Annotated in this window: 19 protein-coding genes and 1 pseudogene; 4 read left to right on the plus strand and 16 right to left on the minus strand. The window is 42.2% G+C overall.

Translation table 11 applies throughout. The features are described from left to right. Positions 1-29: 29 nt before the first annotated feature. Together mutS and I2D69_RS10045 are read right to left on the minus strand one after the other, a co-directional pair. Positions 30-2654 carry a DNA mismatch repair protein MutS gene (gene mutS, locus I2D69_RS10035; RefSeq protein ID WP_334285830.1) on the minus strand — a complete coding sequence of 875 codons (2625 nt, stop codon included), beginning with the start codon at positions 2652-2654 and terminating at the stop codon, positions 30-32. A 334-nt stretch (positions 2655-2988) separates the two neighbouring features. Further along, entirely contained in the window at positions 2989-3186 is a 198-nt protein-coding gene (locus I2D69_RS10045) for a helix-turn-helix domain-containing protein (protein ID WP_173718917.1), read from the minus strand. A gap of 289 nt (positions 3187-3475) precedes the next feature. Here I2D69_RS10045 and I2D69_RS10050 point away from each other — a divergent pair, with 289 nt between their 5' ends. After that, a complete protein-coding gene (locus I2D69_RS10050) occupies positions 3476-3661 on the plus strand; it encodes a hypothetical protein (protein ID WP_148462071.1) in 186 nt (61 codons plus the stop codon). 28 nt (positions 3662-3689) lie between these two features. Here the strand turns inward: I2D69_RS10050 and I2D69_RS10055 are convergent, their stop codons facing one another. The 4 genes from I2D69_RS10055 to I2D69_RS10070 form a co-directional block, all read right to left on the minus strand. Continuing rightward, the gene (locus I2D69_RS10055; protein ID WP_118330790.1) at positions 3690-4679 is read right to left on the minus strand and encodes a phosphatase PAP2 family protein; all 990 of its coding nucleotides are present in this window, start codon (positions 4677-4679) and stop codon (positions 3690-3692) included. Continuing rightward, on the minus strand, positions 4669-5382 hold the full coding sequence (locus I2D69_RS10060) for a DUF975 family protein (protein WP_117676027.1): 714 nt from the start codon (positions 5380-5382) through the stop codon (positions 4669-4671). Before I2D69_RS10060 ends, I2D69_RS10055 begins: the two co-directional genes overlap by 11 nt. A 131-nt stretch (positions 5383-5513) precedes the next feature. Beyond that, entirely contained in the window at positions 5514-6017 is a 504-nt protein-coding gene (locus I2D69_RS10065) for a sigma-70 family RNA polymerase sigma factor (protein ID WP_226815539.1), read from the minus strand. Next, complete coding sequence (locus tag I2D69_RS10070) at positions 6007-6945, minus strand: hypothetical protein (protein WP_148462069.1); 939 nt, start codon at positions 6943-6945, stop codon at positions 6007-6009. Before I2D69_RS10070 ends, I2D69_RS10065 begins: the two co-directional genes overlap by 11 nt. Positions 6946-7225: 280 nt before the next feature. Here I2D69_RS10070 and I2D69_RS10075 point away from each other — a divergent pair, with 280 nt between their 5' ends. Both I2D69_RS10075 and I2D69_RS10080 read left to right on the plus strand, forming a co-directional pair. Continuing rightward, positions 7226-8554, plus strand: coding sequence for a GHKL domain-containing protein (locus I2D69_RS10075; protein WP_148462068.1), 1329 nt, complete (start codon positions 7226-7228; stop codon positions 8552-8554). Between the two features lie 15 nt (positions 8555-8569). After that, positions 8570-9283: a LytTR family DNA-binding domain-containing protein gene (locus I2D69_RS10080; protein ID WP_148462067.1), complete on the plus strand. Its 714-nt coding sequence runs from the start codon at positions 8570-8572 to the stop codon at positions 9281-9283. Between the two features lie 46 nt (positions 9284-9329). Here the strand turns inward: I2D69_RS10080 and I2D69_RS10085 are convergent, their stop codons facing one another. From I2D69_RS10085 to I2D69_RS10115, 7 genes are read right to left on the minus strand one after another with little or no spacing between them, the layout of a single operon-like run. Further along, complete coding sequence (locus I2D69_RS10085) at positions 9330-10673, minus strand: ATP-grasp domain-containing protein (RefSeq protein WP_148462066.1); 1344 nt, start codon at positions 10671-10673, stop codon at positions 9330-9332. Between the two features lie 22 nt (positions 10674-10695). Further along, positions 10696-12480 (minus strand): ABC transporter ATP-binding protein, encoded by a 1785-nt coding sequence (locus tag I2D69_RS10090; protein ID WP_148462065.1) that lies wholly within the window; start codon positions 12478-12480, stop codon positions 10696-10698. Then, entirely contained in the window at positions 12477-14219 is a 1743-nt protein-coding gene (locus tag I2D69_RS10095) for an ABC transporter ATP-binding protein (protein WP_173736151.1), read from the minus strand. Before I2D69_RS10095 ends, I2D69_RS10090 begins: the two co-directional genes overlap by 4 nt. After that, positions 14216-15085: an ATP-grasp domain-containing protein gene (locus I2D69_RS10100; RefSeq protein WP_173770167.1), complete on the minus strand. Its 870-nt coding sequence runs from the start codon at positions 15083-15085 to the stop codon at positions 14216-14218. The genes I2D69_RS10095 and I2D69_RS10100 overlap by 4 nt, the downstream gene beginning before the upstream one ends. A gap of 35 nt (positions 15086-15120) precedes the next feature. Next, positions 15121-16845: a GH3 auxin-responsive promoter family protein gene (locus I2D69_RS10105; RefSeq protein WP_148462063.1), complete on the minus strand. Its 1725-nt coding sequence runs from the start codon at positions 16843-16845 to the stop codon at positions 15121-15123. 27 nt (positions 16846-16872) lie between these two features. After that, entirely contained in the window at positions 16873-17175 is a 303-nt protein-coding gene (locus I2D69_RS10110) for an STAS domain-containing protein (RefSeq protein WP_148462062.1), read from the minus strand. 20 nt (positions 17176-17195) lie between these two features. Beyond that, on the minus strand, positions 17196-17360 hold the full coding sequence (locus I2D69_RS10115; protein WP_173717341.1) for a hypothetical protein: 165 nt from the start codon (positions 17358-17360) through the stop codon (positions 17196-17198). 691 nt (positions 17361-18051) lie between these two features. On the opposite strand from I2D69_RS10115, the pseudogene I2D69_RS10120 reads away from it, so the two are divergent. Further along, a pseudogene (locus tag I2D69_RS10120) lies at positions 18052-18941 on the plus strand (transposase). Between the two features lie 157 nt (positions 18942-19098). Here the strand turns inward: I2D69_RS10120 and I2D69_RS10125 are convergent. The 3 genes from I2D69_RS10125 to I2D69_RS10135 form a co-directional block, all read right to left on the minus strand. Beyond that, complete coding sequence (locus I2D69_RS10125; RefSeq protein ID WP_306467748.1) at positions 19099-19662, minus strand: hypothetical protein; 564 nt, start codon at positions 19660-19662, stop codon at positions 19099-19101. A 304-nt stretch (positions 19663-19966) separates the two neighbouring features. Beyond that, complete coding sequence (locus tag I2D69_RS10130) at positions 19967-20365, minus strand: arsenate reductase ArsC (protein WP_173718909.1); 399 nt, start codon at positions 20363-20365, stop codon at positions 19967-19969. 25 nt (positions 20366-20390) lie between these two features. Beyond that, on the minus strand, positions 20391-21047 hold the full coding sequence (locus tag I2D69_RS10135) for a thymidine kinase (protein WP_173718908.1): 657 nt from the start codon (positions 21045-21047) through the stop codon (positions 20391-20393). Positions 21048-21071 lie beyond the last annotated feature (24 nt).

Here is a 21071-nt window from a genome sequence, read left to right on the forward strand (position 1 = left end):
CAGCACCATATATGAAAGTCAGCTGTCAGTTACCATCTGTTCTTTATCTTATTCTGAAGATTGTATAACGTATTTAAGGCTTCCATGGGAGTCAGATTTCCAATGTCAATGCCTTTTAATTCTTCAATAATGTCATTGTCTTGTACAGTGTCAAATAATGACATCTGCGCCATATCCATTTCTACCTTCGGCTTCTTCTTCGGTGAAGCCAGATCTTTTACAGCAGCAGTAATGTCTGCATCGCTTAATTCCTCAACCAGCTCTTTTGCACGGTTAATAACAGAATCCGGAACACCTGCCAGCTTGGCGACCTGAATTCCATAACTCTTATCTGCGCCGCCTTTTACAATCTTGCGGAGAAAAACAATATCGTCACCTTTTTCCTTAACTGCAATGCAGTAGTTGGTAACGCCAGATAGTTTTCCTTCCAGTTCAGTCAGTTCATGATAATGTGTGGCAAATAATGTCTTGGCTCCACAAAGCTTTGTATTACTGATATGTTCAATCACTGCCCAGGCAATGGCAAGACCATCAAAGGTACTGGTTCCACGGCCAATCTCATCCAGGATCAGAAGGCTCTTGGCAGTGGCATTTCGAAGGATATTGGCCACCTCAGTCATTTCCACCATGAAAGTACTCTGTCCGCTGGCAAGGTCATCTGATGCACCTACACGAGTAAAGATTCTGTCCACAATTCCAATTACAGCCTTATCTGCCGGAACAAAGCTTCCAATCTGTGCCATAAGTACGATCAACGCAGTCTGGCGCATGTATGTGGATTTACCTGCCATATTTGGACCTGTAATAATGGAAACTCTTTTTTTAGTATTGTCAAGGTATGTATCGTTGGCAATGAACATATCATTATCGATCATCTGCTCTACAACCGGATGACGACCACCTTTGATATCTATAATTCCGCCTTCATTTACCTTCGGACGTACATAATGATTGCGCTCAGCAACAAGCGCCAGGGATGCAAACACATCCAGACCTGCAATTGCCTTGGCTGTACGCTGGATTCTTATCACTTCCTGGCCAACTTTATCACGGACATTGGAAAACAGCTCGTATTCCAGGGCATAAAGTTTATCTTCAGCGCCAAGGATCATATTTTCAAGGTTTTTCAACTCCTCGGTAATATAACGTTCTGCATTTGCAAGAGTCTGTTTACGGATGTAGTTCTCCGGCACCAGTTCTTTAAACGTATTGGTTACCTCAAGGGCATAGCCGAATACACGGTTATATTTGATCTTCAGGGATTTGATTCCGGTACGCTCACGTTCCTTTGTTTCCAGCTCTGTAAGCCATTTTTTTCCATCTGTGCGGGCACTGCGGAATTTATCCACATCTTCGTTAAAGCCTTCACGAATAATGCCTCCATCCTTCTGGGCAAGGGGCGGTTCATCTACAATGGCGTGCTTGATCAGATCTGTAATATCTTCAAGACTGTCCATGTCCTCGTAGATTTCTTTCAGAATCGGTGCCTGAAAGTCCTTGAGAACCTGTTTAATATAAGGAATCATTTCCAGAGAGGACGCAAATGCTACCATATCTCTTGGATTTGCAGACTTAAAGCTGATGCGGCTGACCAGACGCTCCAGGTCATACACTGGATTGAGATATTCCCGGATCTCATCGCGGAGCATCGGTTTCTCATTCAGCTCTTCAAGAGCTTCCAGTCTGCGATTGATCTCTTCTGCATCGATCAGTGGCTGTTCCACAAAGGAGCGAAGAGTACGGGCACCCATGGCTGTTTTAGTCTTATCCAGTACCCAGAGAAGAGAACCTCTTTTCTGCTTTTCACGGAGGGTCTCCACCAACTCCAGATTTCGTCGGCTGGAGCTGTCAATCAGCATATAACGCTCTGCCGTATAAGGACGGATGGTAGTCATCTGAGAAAGTGCAGTCTTCTGCGTTTCCTTAAGATACAAAAACAGCGCTCCGGCAGCTATGATTCCACTGTCATAATCGCTGATTCCAAGGCCTTCCAGATTGGTTACGTGAAAATGTTCCCTTAATTCTTTTCTGCAGGTATCATCATCGAAATACCAGGCATCCAGGGAAAAAATACAAATTCCAAGACGTTCTTTCAAATCGTCTGTGTCAACCCCACTCATAAAAAAGGAATCATTACATATGATTTCAGCCGGACTGAATTTGTTGATCTCATCAACCAGTTTCTGGCTATTTGGTACTTCTGTAAGGAAACAGTCACCTGTGGTAATATCCGCTATTGCACAACCAAAGCGGTCTGCTATGGAGACAATTGACATCAGATAATTGTTCTTTGACTCATCCAAAGAAGTTGCATCTAAAGTAGTTCCGGGAGTAACCACACGGATAACAGCACGCTTTACAAGTCCTTTTGCTTTTTTCGGATCCTCTACCTGTTCGCAGATTGCAACTTTATGTCCCCGTTCAATAAGACGGTTAATATAGGTATCAGCTGCATGAAAGGGAATTCCACACATAGGAGCACGTTCTTCCAGACCGCAGTCTTTACCGGTGAGCGTCAGTTCCAGCTCCTTGGATACCAGAAGTGCATCATCAAAAAACATCTCGTAGAAATCCCCGAGACGATAAAATAAGATGCAGTCTTTGTATTCTTCTTTTGTTTTGCAGTATTCCTGCATCATGGGCGACATGTTCATTCTTTTGCCAGAACCCCTTGATTTATCTACATTTGCGCCGCTTTTGGAAGTGTTACTGCACGGTTTCTGCACGGTATTTTCATTTTTTGTTTCATTTGTATTCATCTTATTCTTCTCTTACTATCATCATAAAATATCGTAGTTTTATTAAGTGTTTTGTAAATGCGGATTCGGTGTGCATGAAAATCAATGTCTTCCCACATAAGAGCTGCCAGTTCTCCAATACGCATCCCAGTGTTTAAAATAATATAAAACACCTCATAATATCTGGTTTTCATCCTTTCCCGACCAGATCACAAGTACATCAGAATATTAACACGTTCCAGAAAAATATTCAAGTCTCCTGTTTTTCCAGCCATTTCTCAAATTTTTTCTTATGAACAAGGGTTCTTCGCCCAATCCGAACGGTAAAATCATTTTCTGCCATTAAAGTTCGCACTGTCCTTTCAGACAATCCGGTAAGTCCGCAAGTTTCTTTTACTGAAAGAAGAAGTTTCTCATTTTCTTCTCGTCCGCCTCTACTTTTCAACATAACTGTTCTCCTTTCGAAATTGTGTTCTGTTTTCAACACGATCAAGACTTTCCCTTCTAAATATACTCTGTTTATCCACTTTTCCATCCTCCAGTATGCAATTTGTTTATCATATCATCTGACTGATGCTGTATTTTTATCATTTGTTTATTGTATCTGGTCTCTGACGCTTTGCATCAAAGATCTCTAGATAAAAATAATTTTTTCTTCATATAATGTGACAAATCCTCTTCTGATGTTTATAAACAGATAGGAAGCATTCGAATTCTTACAGGAAAGGAGAACTATTATGAGCGAAATCAAACAGAACATTACAAACGAATTATCTGAAGAAGAATTAGAAAATGTTGCCGGTGGTTTTGGCCGTCCTACTATGGATGATCCCAGATATAGGGAGCAGATGAGGATAAACAATATGTTAAAACGAGGCATGAATATGGAGGAAATTCAAAAAGCGTTGAAGTCCTATTCGTAAATAACTATATCAATCCTTCCGGGCAGCCTTAGGGCTGCCCCTGTTTTTCTCTGGTCACCTTATCACTTCCACGATTAGTCAGAGTTCCTGCCAGTACCACCGTTCCTGGCACCAGCACCATGATATATATGATTCCAAGCCCAAATCTGAGGAACTTGCCAAGGCTTCGGCTTATTTCTTCTATTATATATGGGCACCCTGTATTTATCCACCAGTACAAAGGAATTAATGCAAAAATACTGATAAACAACCTTAGCTTTTGCGAAATTCTGTCAAAATCTAATTGTCTTTTTTCCAGTATCCTGCAGATGACAAAGGATGCAATAAATCCGACTCCTTCATATGCATCTCCCCGCATTTTAGCAGGATCAACCAGAAGTGATCCATCCGGCAGATAATCAAGTGGATATGGTTTGTATTCATAGTACAGCACAGCAGCAATACAGATCAAAAGCCCTGCCACAAGAATCATGAGGTCTCTTTTTTTTTCTTTTTCACTCCACAATTCCAACCACCCGGTCAGATACATCATAACTGCTGTTGATATAAATCCCACCAGAACATCCTGCGGAGTATGTACTCCCAGATAATTTCGTGAAAACATAGTCAGGAATACCAGCACAAACAACAGACCTGCAACGACACTGTGCTTTTTTTCCATGAACCAAAGTCCACTTCCACCGAACATAGCCGTTGCCCGCGTTGTATGCCCACTTGGAAATGAATATCCGGTAGCTGCTGTTTTAGAATCACCATAGGGTAAAATCCGTGTATCCCGTATCCATGGGCGATAGACACAGAAAGTAAGCTTTAAAAATCCGTTGATAAACAGACCGCCCCCAAGTCCTGCCAGGATTTTTCGTCCCGCCTTCCGGTCAAATGCCCAGTAAATCATACACATCATTGCAATAGGTAAAAATCCTGCGGACAGCTTTGTTACTGCATTCATAAGCGGTGTCAGAATACTGCCAACCGTTTCGCGAAATTGTTGCAGGTACAATAAATACTCAATATCCATAGCTTTCCTCTTTCTGCTGTTCTTTCAGGCGAAAATAAAGCTGTGACTGTGTTAAATACTGATATGGTCCGGCAAAGAATATATTAACCAACCCGAATGTTATAATCCCCAGAAGGCTCCATCCTATAAAAGACAGATCTAATACAAATGCAGCCCACTTATTTCCCTTCATCATCTGACGGCTCTTTTCAAAAGCTTCTTTTCGATTCATCTGTGGATTCTCTGCCAACAAAAACGGAATCATCATATACTCATACTGTTTTATAATTCCCGGAATTATAAACAAAAGACTCCATAAGCTTACAAACAATGTCCGCAAAAACATAATCCAGCCAACATTCTTTCCATCTCTCCTGTTGATCACCGACCAGATACATCTCGTCTCCGCTGTTCCGTATTCACATTGAATAAACAGCTTTTTACATCCCACCTCCAGAGGATTCCAAATCAAAATCGTCATAATAAAGTTAACAAGCAACGCAACTGCCACAATTCCAAGTGCAATTCCTAAAACAAGGCCAAAATCATCAGTTTCTACTGCGCCTATCACTTCATCAAAACTTCCGGAAGAAGACCTTTCTACTACCGAGACCACTCCTGAACCTCCAATCAGGGATAATATAACTCCTGCCAGAACTGCTTTCCAATAATTTATCTTTAAAAGCTGTTTGGCACACTCTTTCAATTCTCTCCTTGTCCACATATACAATTCCCTCCTCTTCAAACTACCCATATGCAAATATCTCATATCTGAAATATGTCATCCGGCTTTCATAATCTATTACAATGCATTATCCCCAGTCAGTTCAGGCAGAGTCTCTGTAGCCTGAACGCCTATTCCCCCTGTTTTTCCATAATCATTCGCAACTTCTCCAGAGCACGTTTCTGTATCATCCTTACATTTCCCGGTGATAAATTCATCTGCCTGCCAAGCTCTGTGGAACTTTTCTGATAATAAAATCTTCCCAGAAGAATTTCCCGTTCTCTGTCAGAAAGCTGCTCCAGACTTTTTCTTAATGTCTCTTCTCTCATAATCTTTGCCACAATCTCTTCCGGCATTTTTTCCCGGGGAATTGTCTGCTGCTTCAGGATTTCCAGAGAATAATGAGTCTTTTTATCCCTATAATAGTTTTTCAGGCGGTTTGCTGTGATTGCATACAACCAGGTAGCTATACTACCTTTTTCTTCATCATAACTGTCCATATTTCTGTAAAAAGACAGAAATACATCTCCAGTCAGTTCTTCCGCTTCATACAGATCAGGAACTCTTTTATGTATAAATGTCAAAATTTTCAGATAATATTCCTGATAAATACGCTCAAACTCCTCATACTTCATCCTCCGCCTCTTCATAAGACTCAATCTCTGCATAGAGATGTGTGTCTTCTTTCACATCTTCCTCTGGCTCGTACAGTTCTTTACACTCCTTATCTGTATACATAATGTAATAAGAATTATCGTCATGAAGCATGATCCATACATGATTATCTGCTGGAACCGTGATTGTATAATCCTTTTCCTGCTCTGTACCAGGAGCTGCAGTAACTGTCACATTACGTACATCACCTTCTGCTTTTTCTGCTTCTTCGTACTTTTCACAGAGATCTGCTACATCCTCAGGCCTGTCCACGCCGTAGGAGAATTCCATCTTCGAAGCTTCTTCCGAAGTGCCGTCCCTATGATTCAGAATCTGAGTATGTTTCAGTGGTCTGTAATCATCCGAAGCAACCACATATTCCATAGAAATCCAGTCTCCCTCTGTGTAGGATTCTCCATCTCCCTGAGAATTCAATGTGCTCTGCGTAAGTTCTTCAGGTACCTTTGTCTGTATAATGATCGTATCACCATCTTCCTTCAGATCCGTCACTTCTTCCTCTATGGTTTCATCTGTGTAAAAGCTTATAAGATCATCTGCATTTCCATCTGCTTCATCAATATACAGACAGGAGAGATACTCATCTCCTTCTTTTCCGTATTTTAATTCGCCATCTTTATAGAGCATCTGGGTAGTACCATACATATCTACATACATCACTTCAGAATCTTCATAGTCATATACCTTTGTATTCTGCAGTATATATTCACAGGTAGCTTCATAGCTTTTATGATTGCTTACAAGACTGTCTGTTTCTCCTGCTTTCATCATCTGTTCCAGTGCATTGTCTTTTGTCAGTTCAGGTAACGTATCCGATGCCTGGACACTCACACATTCTGCTCCCAGAGTTCCCATAATCAGTGCCGTCACAATAATCATTCTTTTCTTCATTTTTTAGTCTCCTTTTCTTATATTTTTTCCTTTACGATGCCAGTAAAAGCAAACTTTCGGGCATATATACCGTATCAAAAGCTCTCCTCATTTTGACAGTTTTCTGCATCTATATTATTTATGTTATTTGAATTTGACTTCCTTGTCTATATTTTTGCGTGAATAGTCAAAATATGGTGTGAAAAGACCTTCATATGATTTGATTTTGCCCTCTGCCAATGGTATACTTATTTTTAATAGGTAACCTGGCCATTATCTATCTTTATGACAGGAGGGTTTTATGATAGCATTGCGTTATTTCTGCGGATTTTCTCTTCAGATTTTTCCTTATGCATTTTTCTGTTTGTATCCATTCCGGGATCGTTTCCGCCTAAGCACAAAAAAGACAATGCTTATGGCACTGTCCATTTTTATTGTAATGGTCATTCCGTTTTCTCTTATCGCACAGTTCAACATCGGCGGTGATTACAAAGAGCTGATCTGGAATGTTATTTTTTATATTGCCCTGCTACTGTTCGGAGTGTTGTATTGTTTTATCATCCAGGCAAAAATAGCAGAAAAACTATTTGTATTTTTTGTTGTAATGAGCTACGGATTCTTTGTTACAAGCACCGTTACCTTTTTGCACCGTACTTTCCGGTTTCCATCCGATTATTTTATGTATCCGCCCTTTGCACTGGCTCTCACACTTATCATAAATCTGGTTCTTGCGAAACCATTTCTCATGCTGATGGAGCGAATCCGTACTATGATCAATGCAGATCTGGAATCACGTATCTGGAAGATTCTCTGCTCCCTCCCTGCTTTGTTTATTCTGATTGCCAGCATTGCACAGTTCTCAAGCATAATAAATCTTTCCAATAATATAGTTGTCCATGTTATGTTTGTACTGTTTGCAGTATTTGCTTTCGTGGTGTATGCCGTATTCTTCAGTGTCATGGGATACATCCGCAGCAAACAGGAAGAACAGCGGATTTCCGAGCGCATGCTGGAAAACTACCGGAATCAGGCAGAAAACAATGAACATATCCTGGAAATACACCATGAGATCCGGCATCATATGAATGCCCTGTCCTCCTATCTTAAACAGGAGGACTATGCAGGTGCCAGACAGTATATACAGAAATTTACTGAAGAAGCCGAACAGCTTCCTTTTGTCACCTACACAGCCAATGCTCTGGTCAATTCCATCCTTTCAGAATTCGCAGAACGTGCCAGCCGTTATAAAGCCATAGTGGAGTACAGTATTATCATTGGCAGAAGACTCAACATGGAAGACATTGATTTGTGCCGGATGTTGACAAATATATTGGAAAATGCAGTAGAAGGGTGTCAGAAGGTTTCTGAAGGACAGCGGGTCATCCGACTGAATCTCCATTCAAAGGGAAATTTTCTGTTTATTAAATGTGAAAACTCCTGCAATGAGGATAACTTGAGAATCACGAATGGAAAATATAAATCCAGTAAAAAGAACAGTGACAGGCACGGTTACGGTCTTAAGATCATCAATGGTATCGCCGAAAAATACAATGGTATACTGAACGTACAGGTACGTGGTGGCTTTTTTGCTGTAACAACAACGCTTTGTCTTGACGAAAATAACGAATAATAGGAGGCTTTCACTATGTACCATATTGTCATCTGTGATGATGAACCGATTTTTTTAACGCAGATATCAGAAATGATCATCGATATTTTAGCATCCATGGGAGAATCCTGCGAGATTCGAAAATATACTTCTATTTCAGAATTAAAAAATACATTGCAGAATACTCCCAAAAGCTGTGACATTCTGATTCTTGATATTATGCTGGGTGAAAACAATGGGATCAGCTTTGCAGAATGTCTCCGTGACACTGAAAACCAAATTCCCGTTATCTTCATTTCCAGCAGTGAGAAATTTGTATTCGATGCATATTCTGCTGAACCTGTAGGTTATATCCTCAAGCCGGTCAGCCGTCAAAAACTTGCAGAAGCACTAACCCGTGCAATCCGACATCTGATCCCGAAATCCATTATAATCGACACTCCGTCCAGAACTGTATCCTTTCATATCAGGGATATTACCTATATTGAAATAATCAATAAAGAACTGCAGATTCACCTTCAGGACGGTACTGTCACGAAGATATATAAATCCCTTTCTGCAGTCCGTGAAACTCTGCCGAAAGATATCTTCGTGCAATGTCACAGATGCTACATTGTTTCTCTGTATGCTGTCCGTTCAATCAGACGCTTTGAAATCACACTGAATAATCAGGAAATAATCCCGGTCAGCAAATACAGCTACCGGAATGTCCAGGAACAATTACAACAATACGCTGCAAAATGGTTTTAATTTCTCCAAACAGCAGAAAACGGCGGTTTTATCGACCGCCGAATTCTCATTGATATTTTGCAACAAGCTCTCCGGCATTTGCTTTCACATCATCGGAAACAAGCCCCGGGAATTCCTCTTCCAGTTCATTCAGGATATTCATAATATCTTCTTTTTCCTGATCGGTGCTGATAACAACCTCGCAATAGTTGATCTTCTCCATACCTGCCACTGAGGTTTCCAGCTGCATAATATAATCCACATGCGGATTCCCATATAATCGGATCAGATCCTCCTGCGACCTTGCTTTCATCTTAAAGTTCAATGCATATTTCAGGTTCCGTTTCATACTGTAATTTTTGTCAGTTCCGAGTATACTGTCCACAAAAATAGATAGTGGATTTCTTCCCTCCATGGCAGCCGTTGTTGTTGTCATTCCGGACCATCTTGGATTAATTTCGATAATATACCATTCTCCTGCCCGGTAAACCAGATCGACCTGCACCGTTCCTTCAAATTTCAAACTCTGTGCCATATTAAGCAGTTCTTCCTGTACCTTTTCAAAATGATAGGAAGGATCCGTCACCGGACCAAATTTTACAGAGCTTAACGGATCTGTAATGCCCTCTTTTGTTACAGAAAAGGCGATCGGCGGAAGGACACTGTAACGTCCCTCTACACCATGAATTTCCGTTCCGAACTGTTCTCCCTGAATCAGTTCTTCCACCATTATATCTGAATTGTTCCGATCGGAATTAAGAAAGCTCTCTACTTCCTCATAGGAGTTCATGATTTCCACTCCGATTGACCCTGCACCTAATGTATCCTTCACAATGACCGGAAAGTTTATTTCCTTAATCCGATAAAAAACATATTCCTTATATACATTTACACTGACACCCGGATTCTTCTTCTCCGCAAGAAACAGCTCATGGTGAATATAGATTCCCTTTGCCGCTTTGACAAAGCTGCGGAACATGATATTACTACGCCACTTATCAAATGCTGCCACTGACACCAGCGTATTATTGGCAATGGTTGCAATTCCTCTTTTCTGTAATTCCTCAGCAATGAGAGCGGTCTTGATCGGTACCCAGTCAAAGGGAACGGCTCCCGATGCAATTGCTACAGCAATATCCGGTCTCTGCTGTGCAATCAGCTCTGCCGTATCCTCCGCACTCATTCCACTCTCCAAAAGCACGTATTTCACCTTCTCAGGTTTTTTGCAGATTTCCCCATCTGCCACGTCAAAAATGTAAGAACCATTCAGGGGTCCTGCTACAACAAATTCGCAGTCCGGATAAAGCCGGTCCATTTCATCCCAGGTATCTGCCCGGAACGGCTGGTAGGTTGTTTTTGTTGATGAATTGGAATGTGCTGATGTTGACGCACTATAAAATACAATACGCATAATCTCTTCCTCCGCCTATTTTCTATGATTCAAACTGTGCCTGATATAATCTGGCATAGGCTCCGTTTTGTGCTAATAGCTCTTTGTGGCTGCCCTGCTCCACGATATGCCCGTTCTCCATAACCAGGATTACGTCTGCATTGCGAATTGTGGACAGACGGTGGGCAATGACAAAGCTTGTCCGTCCCTCCCGCAGCTTATCAAGTGCCTGATCAATCATGGCTTCGGTTCTGGTATCTACAGAACTTGTTGCCTCATCCAAAATGAGAATATTCGGTTTCACAAGAAATGCCCTGCAGATCGTCAACAACTGCTTTTCTCCGGCAGAAAGGCTTGACATTTCATTGGAAATTACAGTCTGATAACCATCAGGCAGTGTACTTACAAACTGATCCACGAAGGTCTCCCGGCATGCATTCCGGAATTCTTCTTCCGTGATTTCCCGTTTCAAACCATATTTCAGATTGTCTCCGATCGTTCCTTTATACACCCAGGTGTCCTGCAGAACCATTGCAATGTTCTCCCGCAGGCATGCTCTTGTAAGGTCGTGAATTTCTACTTTGTCATCAAAAATAATTTCTCCAATGTTTACTTCATAAAATCGTTCAATCAGATTTACAAGTGTTGTCTTGCCGGCACCAGTTCCTCCAACAATAGCGACCATCTGGCCCGGTTCTACAACAAGGTTCATATGTTCAATCAGCTTCCTCTCAGGTACATAAGAAAAGCTCACATCCCGGAAATCGATCTTTCCCTGCAACCGGTAGCTCTCTCTGGCTTCCGGTTTTTCTTCAGCCTGATCTTCACTATCTAACAGCTCATAGATCCGGTCAAGAGACGCTATTCCGGACTGCAGTGAAGAATACGCCTGGGACAGCTTGGAAAAGGGTGTCTGAAACTGTCTGGTATACTGAATAAATGCCTGCACATCTCCGACCGTCATCTGTCCGGATATTACCCGTAAAGCACCTCCCAATGCCACAATCACATAATTCAGATTCGTAAAGAACCGGGACAATGGTTGAATCAGGTTCGATACGGCCATAGCTTTGAAGGAAGATTCATACAGCAGACGATTCTGCTTCCTGAAAGCTTCCACGAACTTCTCTTCCTGACCATAAAGCTTCACAATATTGTGTCCGTTCACACTCTCTTCCACATTACTGTTAATCATTCCGGTATAATACCACTGCTTCTGATATTCCTTACGCACAAACCTGGAAATCAGGGTCACAATCCAGCCCGAGACCGGAATAATGATCACAGTGATCAATGCCAGCCTCCAGTTAATTGCAGTCATCATGACAATCATCCCGACCAGCTGGAAAATACTGTAAATCGTATCTGCACCGGAAGAATTCAGAGTCGTGACCACATTATCAATATCATTTGTGGTCCGGCTCATGATATCTCCGTGACTGTTTGTATCAAAATAATTTAATGGCAGCGACCATAGCTTTGTCTCTACCTGACTGCGCAATTCTTTCGCCGTATCAGAGATGATCCGTGTGGAAAACCATGCGGACAGCCATTTCGATACGAACTGGATCAGAAAAATCACACTCGATATCCCTGCCCAGAAGAAAAACCGGTCCCAGTGAATGTTACTGCTTACCGGGTTTGACATATCCTGTACAATGGAATCCGTTGCATACCCCAGATACTGCGGTCCCAGCGCTGTAGCAACCGCTGAAATAATAATACTGAACAGCATAAGAGCGGTCAGCATCTTATTTTTAAAGAAGAAGAGCTTTAACAGCCGCTTGAAAGACCCCTTTTGTATGGTCTTTTTCTGCTTTGTACTCATGATGCCACCTCCTTATCTGTGGGCTGGGAAGCCACAATTTCCTGATAAGTCCGGCTGCTTTGCATGAGTTCTTCATGTGTTCCAACCGCTTCAATACGTCCCTGATTCATCACAAGGATCTGGTCAGCATCCTTAATGGTACTGATTCTCTGTGCAACAATAATCACAGCCGCATTCTGTGTAACCGGCTTCAGTGCTCTTCGCAGCTCCTGGTCTGTCCGGTAATCCAGTGCAGAGAACGAATCATCAAACAAATAGATGGAGGGTCTGCGGACAATTGCTCTTGCGATTGCAAGCCGCTGCCGCTGCCCGCCCGAAAAGTTTGTTCCCCCTTCGGAAATCTTCATCTTAAGACCACGTTCGTTTTTCTCCACGAATTCCTTTGCCTGCGCAATCGAAAGAGCCTCCCAGAGTTCTTCCTGTGTTGCATCCGGTTTTCCATCCCGCAGATTGTCCTCCAGCGTCCCCGAAAACAGGAAAGCCTTCTGCGGAACCATGCCGATTGCCTGATCAAGCTCATGCCTTAACAGCTTCCGGACATCCATGCCATCTACGAAGACCGTCCCCTCTGTCACATCTGCAAGACGTGGAATCATATCAAGCAAGGTAGTCTTACCACATCCGGTAGATCCGATAATCGCCGTCGTTTTACCCGGCTGTGCGCAGAAGGAAATGTCCTTCAATACAGGCTCCACCTGCTCATTATCCGGTGCATAGGAATACGTCACATGTTCAAAACATATTTCTCCCCGGAACTGCTCTGGCAAAAAAGCATCCTCTCTGTCCTGAATTTCACTTTCACTGTTTAAAATCTCTTCAATACGTGTAACCGATACCTCGGCTCTTGGCAGCATAATAAAAATCATGGAAGCCATCAGGGTTGCTGTCAGAATAAAGGATATGTAGGTTACGAAGCCGATCACCTGTCCAATCTGTACCTGACCGTTCCCCGCCATACGGCCGCCAAGCCAGATCAGCGAAATATTGGCAAAGCTCATTGTCAGGGTAAAGATTGGCTGCATCAGCCCTGTAATCTTACCGATGCTGGTATTAATCCTTGAAAGATCTCCGTTAATCCGTTCAAAGCGTTCCTTCTCGCCTTGTTCCTTCGTAAAGGCCTTTACCACACGGATACCGGAAATCTGATCCCTGAGTACGGTATTCATCTCATCTATTTTCGTCTGCTGTTCTCTATAATAAGGAAGGATCAGCTTTAAAAATACCACAGAAACCCCAAGCAGCAGAGGTATCGTCACAAGCAATACTACCGAAAGCTTCACGCTTTGGGACAAGGCAAGCACAAGACCTCCGATAAACATCATCGGTGCTGCGATAATCGCGGTAAATAAGAACGTAATAAACTGGATTACCTGCTGTACATCGTTTGTTGCCCTTGTAATCAGCGTAGGAGCTCCCATGCTTCCGATCATCCTGCGTGAAAAATGTATCAGCTTCTCATAAACCTGCTCCCTCAAATCCCGTCCGGTCATCAGTGCCACCTTTGCTCCGAAAATACCAGCCAAGGTTGATAGCAGAAACTGGATAAGAGCTATTCCCAGCATGAGAATTCCCTGATGCATGATATATGCAGCATCCGCATTCGCCACACCATAATCGATCACTCTGGAATTGATTGTTGGCAGATACATGGTTAAAAAGGACTGACCAAGCTGCAGTAAAATGACCAGTATCAAAAGTCCCCTGTATGGGCTTAATACTCTTCGCAAAAATCCGGTCATGCCTGTCCCTCCATAAAATCATCAATAACGGAAGCATATGCATCCATCATCTTACGCCCCGGCATACCCGGAAATGCATTTACCTCTGCCAGCACATACTCTCCATCACCAATCATAAGATCCAGTCCGATAATCGGAAGATCAAATATGGACGCCACCTTTTCACAGAATACCTTTTCTTCTTCGGTAAGAGTCTTCTCCTGTGTAGTTCCACCCACATGTACATTCGAACGGAATTCATCAGGATTCGATGCATGGCGCTCCATCGAAAAATAATATCTGCCATGGAGAACAACAACACGGATGTCTCTTCCTTTGGAAGTAGCAATATATTCCTGTGCCACATAAGCCTGTCCATAGGAAAGAGTTGCAAAGTAATCCTTAAGCTCCTGGCCGTTATGGATCAGTTCTACACCAATCCCGCCAAATCCACTGTCCGGCTTCACAACAAATGGATAACCAAAACGACCAGACAGTGTTTCGGGATCAGAATCTTTGAAAAACACCATCGTATCAGGCACCCGTATTCCATTCTGTGCAAATCTCTGATAAGTTGCAATCTTACTTCTTGCGACCTGAAGCTCACGCAGATTTAAAATAGATGGAATTCCCGCATCCTGAAGCATATTCTCCAGAATAAATCCATCCGTGGATCCAAGTAGTGGCCAGAAATAATCCGGCTTTTCCATTTTTTCGCCCAGACAGGTGATCGCAAGTTCCCCGTTCCTGCAAATTTCAATCGTGGAATATTCGCAGAAAAGCACTTCCTTATCTTTACCTATCAGTGCCTGCATCTGCCTTCTTCCATTTGTCTTAACATCTTCCACAGTACTGTCCTGGCTTGCTACTAAAGCTAAAATTTTCATAGGCTTCTCCTTTTATTTTCACAAAGTCCTTCCATTTATTTTACAAGCTCCACCCCGTATTCTGTCTGACTGAAAAAGAATTTCCGCTGCAGTTCATTCCGGATAATGTGCACAGGCTTCAGCTGTGCCGGCGCAATTCCCTTCATTATCATCAGATCACGGTATAAGCTATATGTCTCCGGCTCTAAGATATTTAACTTAGTTGGCGCACAGATTCCTTTTGCCACCTTATCTCCCATGGACGGATTGGCCTTAGCAAGATTCCTCTCCAGAAAAAAACGGATTTCCTTTGCTTTCATCCCCTCCGGAAGGCTTTCGATTTCCATAAAATAAGTATAACGTGGAGGAACATGTTCAACATCCGGATATACTGTAAAATCAATCATGTCAAAGCCAAGCTGCTTTGCTGTATCCTCTGCGGCAGTCCTGAGTGCCACTTCTGTTGTCTTCTCCCCCATAATACTGACTGTCTGATCAATACGTCCGATGAATTCCAGAATCGGCAGATTCTTATATTTTCCTGCAATCTTTACCGCATCACGCATACGATACCGGTAAAAACCGGAAAGATTCGTAACAATCACTTCATATTCTTTACCTGTCTCAAGCTGATCTATCGTTACTATTTTGGAGAAATCATCATCTGCGTCTGTCGGCAGAAATTCATAGAACATACTGTCCGGAACCGGCACGCTCTTCTCATCATTTAACCGGTACGGGACACTGATCATGCCTTCAGATGCATTAATTCCGGTAAAATAACGGGCTATTTTTTCTCCCATATATTTCTCTTTGATCTTATCAGCATAAACCTTAAATCCACCGGAACCGACACCGGTAAGGAACTGTGCATGAGGCCACAGCTTCGGTACAATCGGTTCCTCAAACCCCTGCATGAAAATTCCCCTCAGTTCCTGCGCTCTCTCCGGCATGGGCTGAATTTTCTTTAAGAGACTGGAACGGACTTCCTCTGACATTTTAATACCCAGATCAATCGTTCCCTGTTCAATATCATTAACCAGAAGCTCCCAATGCTGTTCCATATAACGCAATACTTCCAGTAAAAATCCAAGAAAGTTCGCTGCCATATTCGTAAGATCCTGGTCCATCAGTCCGAAACGTGCATGCAGATATCTGGTGTTGGTTTCCGATTCCGGATAAATTGCTTCATCGGGAGATGTAAAACTCATTCCGAGGTAAGGGCGGAATTCACCGATCATTTTTACTGACAAAGCCCCATAAGTAACACCGCTTTTCACGTGCTGGATCTCTGCAATGGATTCCGCAATGGACATATTCCGTCCGTTGATCCAGTCTTCTCCGAGTTCTTTTGCGACCAGACCCATACGGTAGGGACCATTATACTTCTGAAAAACCTGAAAAGCCTCTTCCGTCAACGGTATACGCTTGGGATTTCCAACCGTTCCTGAAGACTTGTTATAATGTACAACCTTACCGGAGGTAATCAGATTCTCCTCCCCATCCTCACTCATTCTTAAAATATAGCCTGCATAATCATCGTATACACTGACCGGAACCTTCTTCTGGTATTCTTCTATGGAATGAATATTCGCAAAGCCATATTTCCTTCCATATTCCGTATCCTTATTTTGTTCCAGAATCCTTAAAAGCAGCTTTTCATTTTCCCCCATGGGATCCTCTGCCATCCGATTCAATGCTTCCACTACCGGTATTCCCAATTTGATCTGTTGCAGATTCCCCTGTCCGGCAGGTGTTAATTTTCTCTCTTCAATTGTCATATTCTTTTCCCCATTTTCATCTGTCTTTTATTGTTCGACTGTCAAAATACTGTCAAATCCGGTTGCTTCAAATACTTCCATAATAATTTCATTGACATGCTTTACAACCATACTTCCCTTTGCTGCATTCATTTTCTTCTGACAGGATAAAAGAACTCTTAATCCGGCACTGGAAAGATACGCAAGATCGGTAAAGTCCAGAACAAGCTCAGTAACTCCATCAAGCTTTTGGAAAATCTCCTTCTCAAATCCCGGTGCTGTTGCAGAGTCCATTCTTCCTTCCAAAGCAACCTCCATTTTCTTTCCCTGTGTTTTAACATCAAATTTCATTGATTTAACCCCCTTGTATTTTATACATATGCGGTAACTATTTTATCTGAATCCGTGCTTTCTTCAGTTCCCTGTTCTTTATCTGAATTTGTGTTTTCTGTATCAGTATTTTTCTCTTGATGATCCTGATCCGTAATATCTGCTTGATCTTCTTTTACAGGTAATTCTGAATCTTGTTCCATCATAAGAATATTGCCTGCATACACGGTTGTTGCTACAATACTTTGACTTAAAGTACTGAACAGCAATACAAAAGATAGCAAACATGCTTTCTCTATTTTTTCTCCTTTCTTCTTTTAACTGTTTTTATATCTATATTATATATATTATTTAAATCTAGTTTCTCTGTCTACATTTTTGCGTGAATAGTCAAAATATAGTGTAAAAAGACATTCATCTGATTTGATTTTGCCGTTTGCAAAGTTCTTCTTTTGATAAAAGATTAACTTCCTGATTTTCTATATTCCGTATTACTGAATTTTGATTTTCACAATTATTAGGCGGCTCATTCTAGTATTGTTCCATACTTTTAAAAGTAAGAAAGCCTGCAATCACTCCGGTTCCCAGAGAAATTAACAGGCTGATCAATAAGGGTTTTTGCTTCATTAAAGAGCTCCCTTTATTTTTAGAATTAATTTATTATATTCTGCTGTCATGGAGACATTCTACTTTTGGCTGCGTTACTGAGAATATTATCTATTGTCTGCTTTATTGGTTTTTCCTGAATCCGTGAAGTTGATTTCCTCACATACTCCTTAAACCCTATAGTTTCATGCTTTTGCAATATTTTTTTCCAATATTGTTATTCACCCACCAGGTGAAAGCAGTCTGTGGTAAAATAGACATAACAAAATCTATGGATTGGAGTCTTTTACCATGAATAACAACCACCGAATCACACTGAACACCAATAAGAACATTATTGTTGAGTTTACAAATGAACGTATTATCCCAGCCAGCGGTCTGGCTGTTGTTGGCGCCCTCCTTGGGAAAAGCGATTTCATCAAAAAACTCAATCGCATGGACGTGACATCCAATCGGTCTCAGCATCAGATTAAAAATGGTGATATTGTACTCACTTACCTTGGAATGCTTTGCATGGGCAAACCTTACTTTGAAGCTTTTTCATTATCAAGCGAAAACTTCGCCGAGAAAGCACGGATGACTGGTTTGAAATGGCAAAGCAGTATTGCCGGAATGTAACCAGTCCCAGAGACGGAAAAACCGTCTATATAGGCAGTGACTGGAAAACCGTTACCAGTAAGCAGTTCAATACAGAGTATACACTCCGTGCCGGATACGAGATTACAGAGCGAACCATTGATAAGTATGGTCAGTTCAACCTTGTTCCCGATATTGAAGTTGAAGCCTGGTGGACAAACCTTGGTGACCCGGATGAGGAAATCATCAGTCTGTATCATGCCCATGGGGAATGTGAGCAGTTTCATAGTGAGGTAAAAACAGACATGGATCTGGAGCGGCTTCCATCCGGAAAGTTCGCGACCAATGCACTGATACTCGAATTAGGGATGATCGCATATAACATTCTCCGTATGATCGGTCAGGGCACAATTGGAGGACGGGCACCCCGTCAGAAGAGGGATGTTAAACGCCGTCGTTTACGCACAGTTATCAGCAACCTGATTATGATGGCAGGACATATAACCATGCATGCACGCCAGTTGATAACCGGCCTCGGAAGAAGCAACATCTGGCGACATATATTTTCTGATATCTGTCAGAAATATGCTGTCACAAACTCATAAGTAACAAAGCAATTTTATAGCAGGCTTATTTCGTGTACCCTTTTTTGCCCAGTGACTGCTTTTGTTCCCGGTGCTGATACAGAAAAAGCCACAGAAGTATGCTCACATCATGAAACAAACTTACCTTTGGAAGATTGGTTCTCTTAAAGAATGAACTTCACGGATTCAGGTTAGTTGCTAAGTCTCTTGGTGTGGTGGTACTGTTACCAATGGACTTAATGGGAGCCGCATAGCCTTCTGGTTCAACAGGAGAATCATCCCAGCCATTTGCAAAGGAATATAAGACCAGTCCCATCTTCCCGAACAGTCGTTCCAGGAAATCTGGATCTGACGTTGCAATTTTCCCAATGGTTTTGATCCCATAACGGTTTAACATCGTTCTGGTAGATCTTCCGACATACAAAAGGTTAGCTGCAGGAAGATTCCAGACGATACTCTGGTAATTTTCTTTATGAAATTGGGTGATCGCATCTGGTTTTTTATAATCGCTTCCAAGCTTAGCAAAAATCTTATTCCACGAAATCCCGATACTGACTGTGATCCCCAATTCCTTTTTTACACGGCTTCTAATCTCATCTGCAATCTTTTTTTCATCCCCTTTTAAGGCGGTACTTCCAGTCACATCCAGCCACGCTTCATCACATCCATAAGGCTCCACCAGATCGGTATACTCTCCATAAATCTCCTGCAGCATGGAAGAAAACTGTAGATAAAGCTCCATTCTGGGCGGAACAACAACCAGATCCGGACAGGCACTTCTTTACCCCCTTTTGCGTAGCAGTATAATTTGCTGTCAGAACAATCCCACGTCTGGATGCCTGATACGCTTTAATCGCAGGCTTGTTCAAAACTCTGGACCAGTACGCAGCGATCTGGTAATGTGCAGACCCACATACAGCCTCCATGTGATATGATTTCTTCTGGTATTCCACACCTTTCCATGATTATTGGCAGACGTCTTGGTATCCAGATTATCAAGCATGCTTCATCTATCTGTTCCTATCAAAATATCGTTTTGCAAGTTATCAAGACGCATTCTTCTTTAATTCAAGGATTTTCTTCCTGATTTCTTCTATAACTAATTTAAACGCCTCATCGTTTTTTCCCGTTGGATCTTCCAGTCCCCAGTTATCGTCAAAAGGCCTGTCAATAAACGGACACCCTACATTGCATCCCATGGAAATCACGATATCAGGAGTTGGAATATCGCGAATCAGTTTGCTGTACTGACCATCTGCTTCCATATCTATTCCATATGACGTTTTCATAATCCGGACTGCATCCTGATTGATCTGCGGTTTTGTCTCTGTGCCGGCAGAATAGCTTTCAAATATATCAGATGCCAGATGCTTTCCAAATGCTTCTGCTATCTGGCTGCGGCATGAATTATGGACACAGATAAAAGCTGCCTTTTTCTTACTCATAGAAGAGTCCCCTTTCTCTTATATCTTACTCCTTTTCCATAATTTTACAGTTCCTCCTGGTGCTCGTTTCATTTTCTGCTCCAGCTTCTTTCCATAATTTTCCTTCTTTGTAGTGCTTCCGGCAAAGCGCCACATAGCTTTCATTGGAGCCAAGCATGATCTGCGCACCCTCCCGTACAATTTCTCCATTTGCATACCGGGTATTACACTGTGCACGTTTTCCACACCAACAGACAGTCGGTACTTCCTCAATGACATCTGCAATCTCCATCAGACGTCTGGAGCCAGGAAATAAGCGGTTGCGGAAATCGGTGCGCAGTCCATAGCAGATCACTGGAATATTATAAAAATCCACAAGGTCGGACAAAGTGTCTATTTCCGCTTCCGAAAGGAACTGCGCTTCATCCACCAGAACTGCATCCACTTTCTTTCCCTGATACCGGTATTCTGTATTTTCTTTTTTCCAGATCGTAGAGATCTCTTTTAAAAATTCATCCACGTATTCTGCTGAAGCAGATAATCCCATACGAGACTGGATCTTGCGTTCTCCATCCCGGCTGTCTGTTCTTGGTTTTAACAAAACGGCATACTGACCGCGCTCTTCGTAGTTATAACGGACCATTAGTATGTTTGCTGATTTCGAGCTTCCCATTGCTCCGTAGCGGAAATATAATTTTGCCATTTTCAGACTCTCCTTATGCTCAGT

The sequence above is a fragment of the Ruminococcus sp. D54t1_190329_F1 genome, from assembly GCF_015551645.1.
GTDB classification, from domain to species: Bacteria; Bacillota; Clostridia; order Lachnospirales; family Lachnospiraceae; genus Blautia_A; species Blautia_A faecis.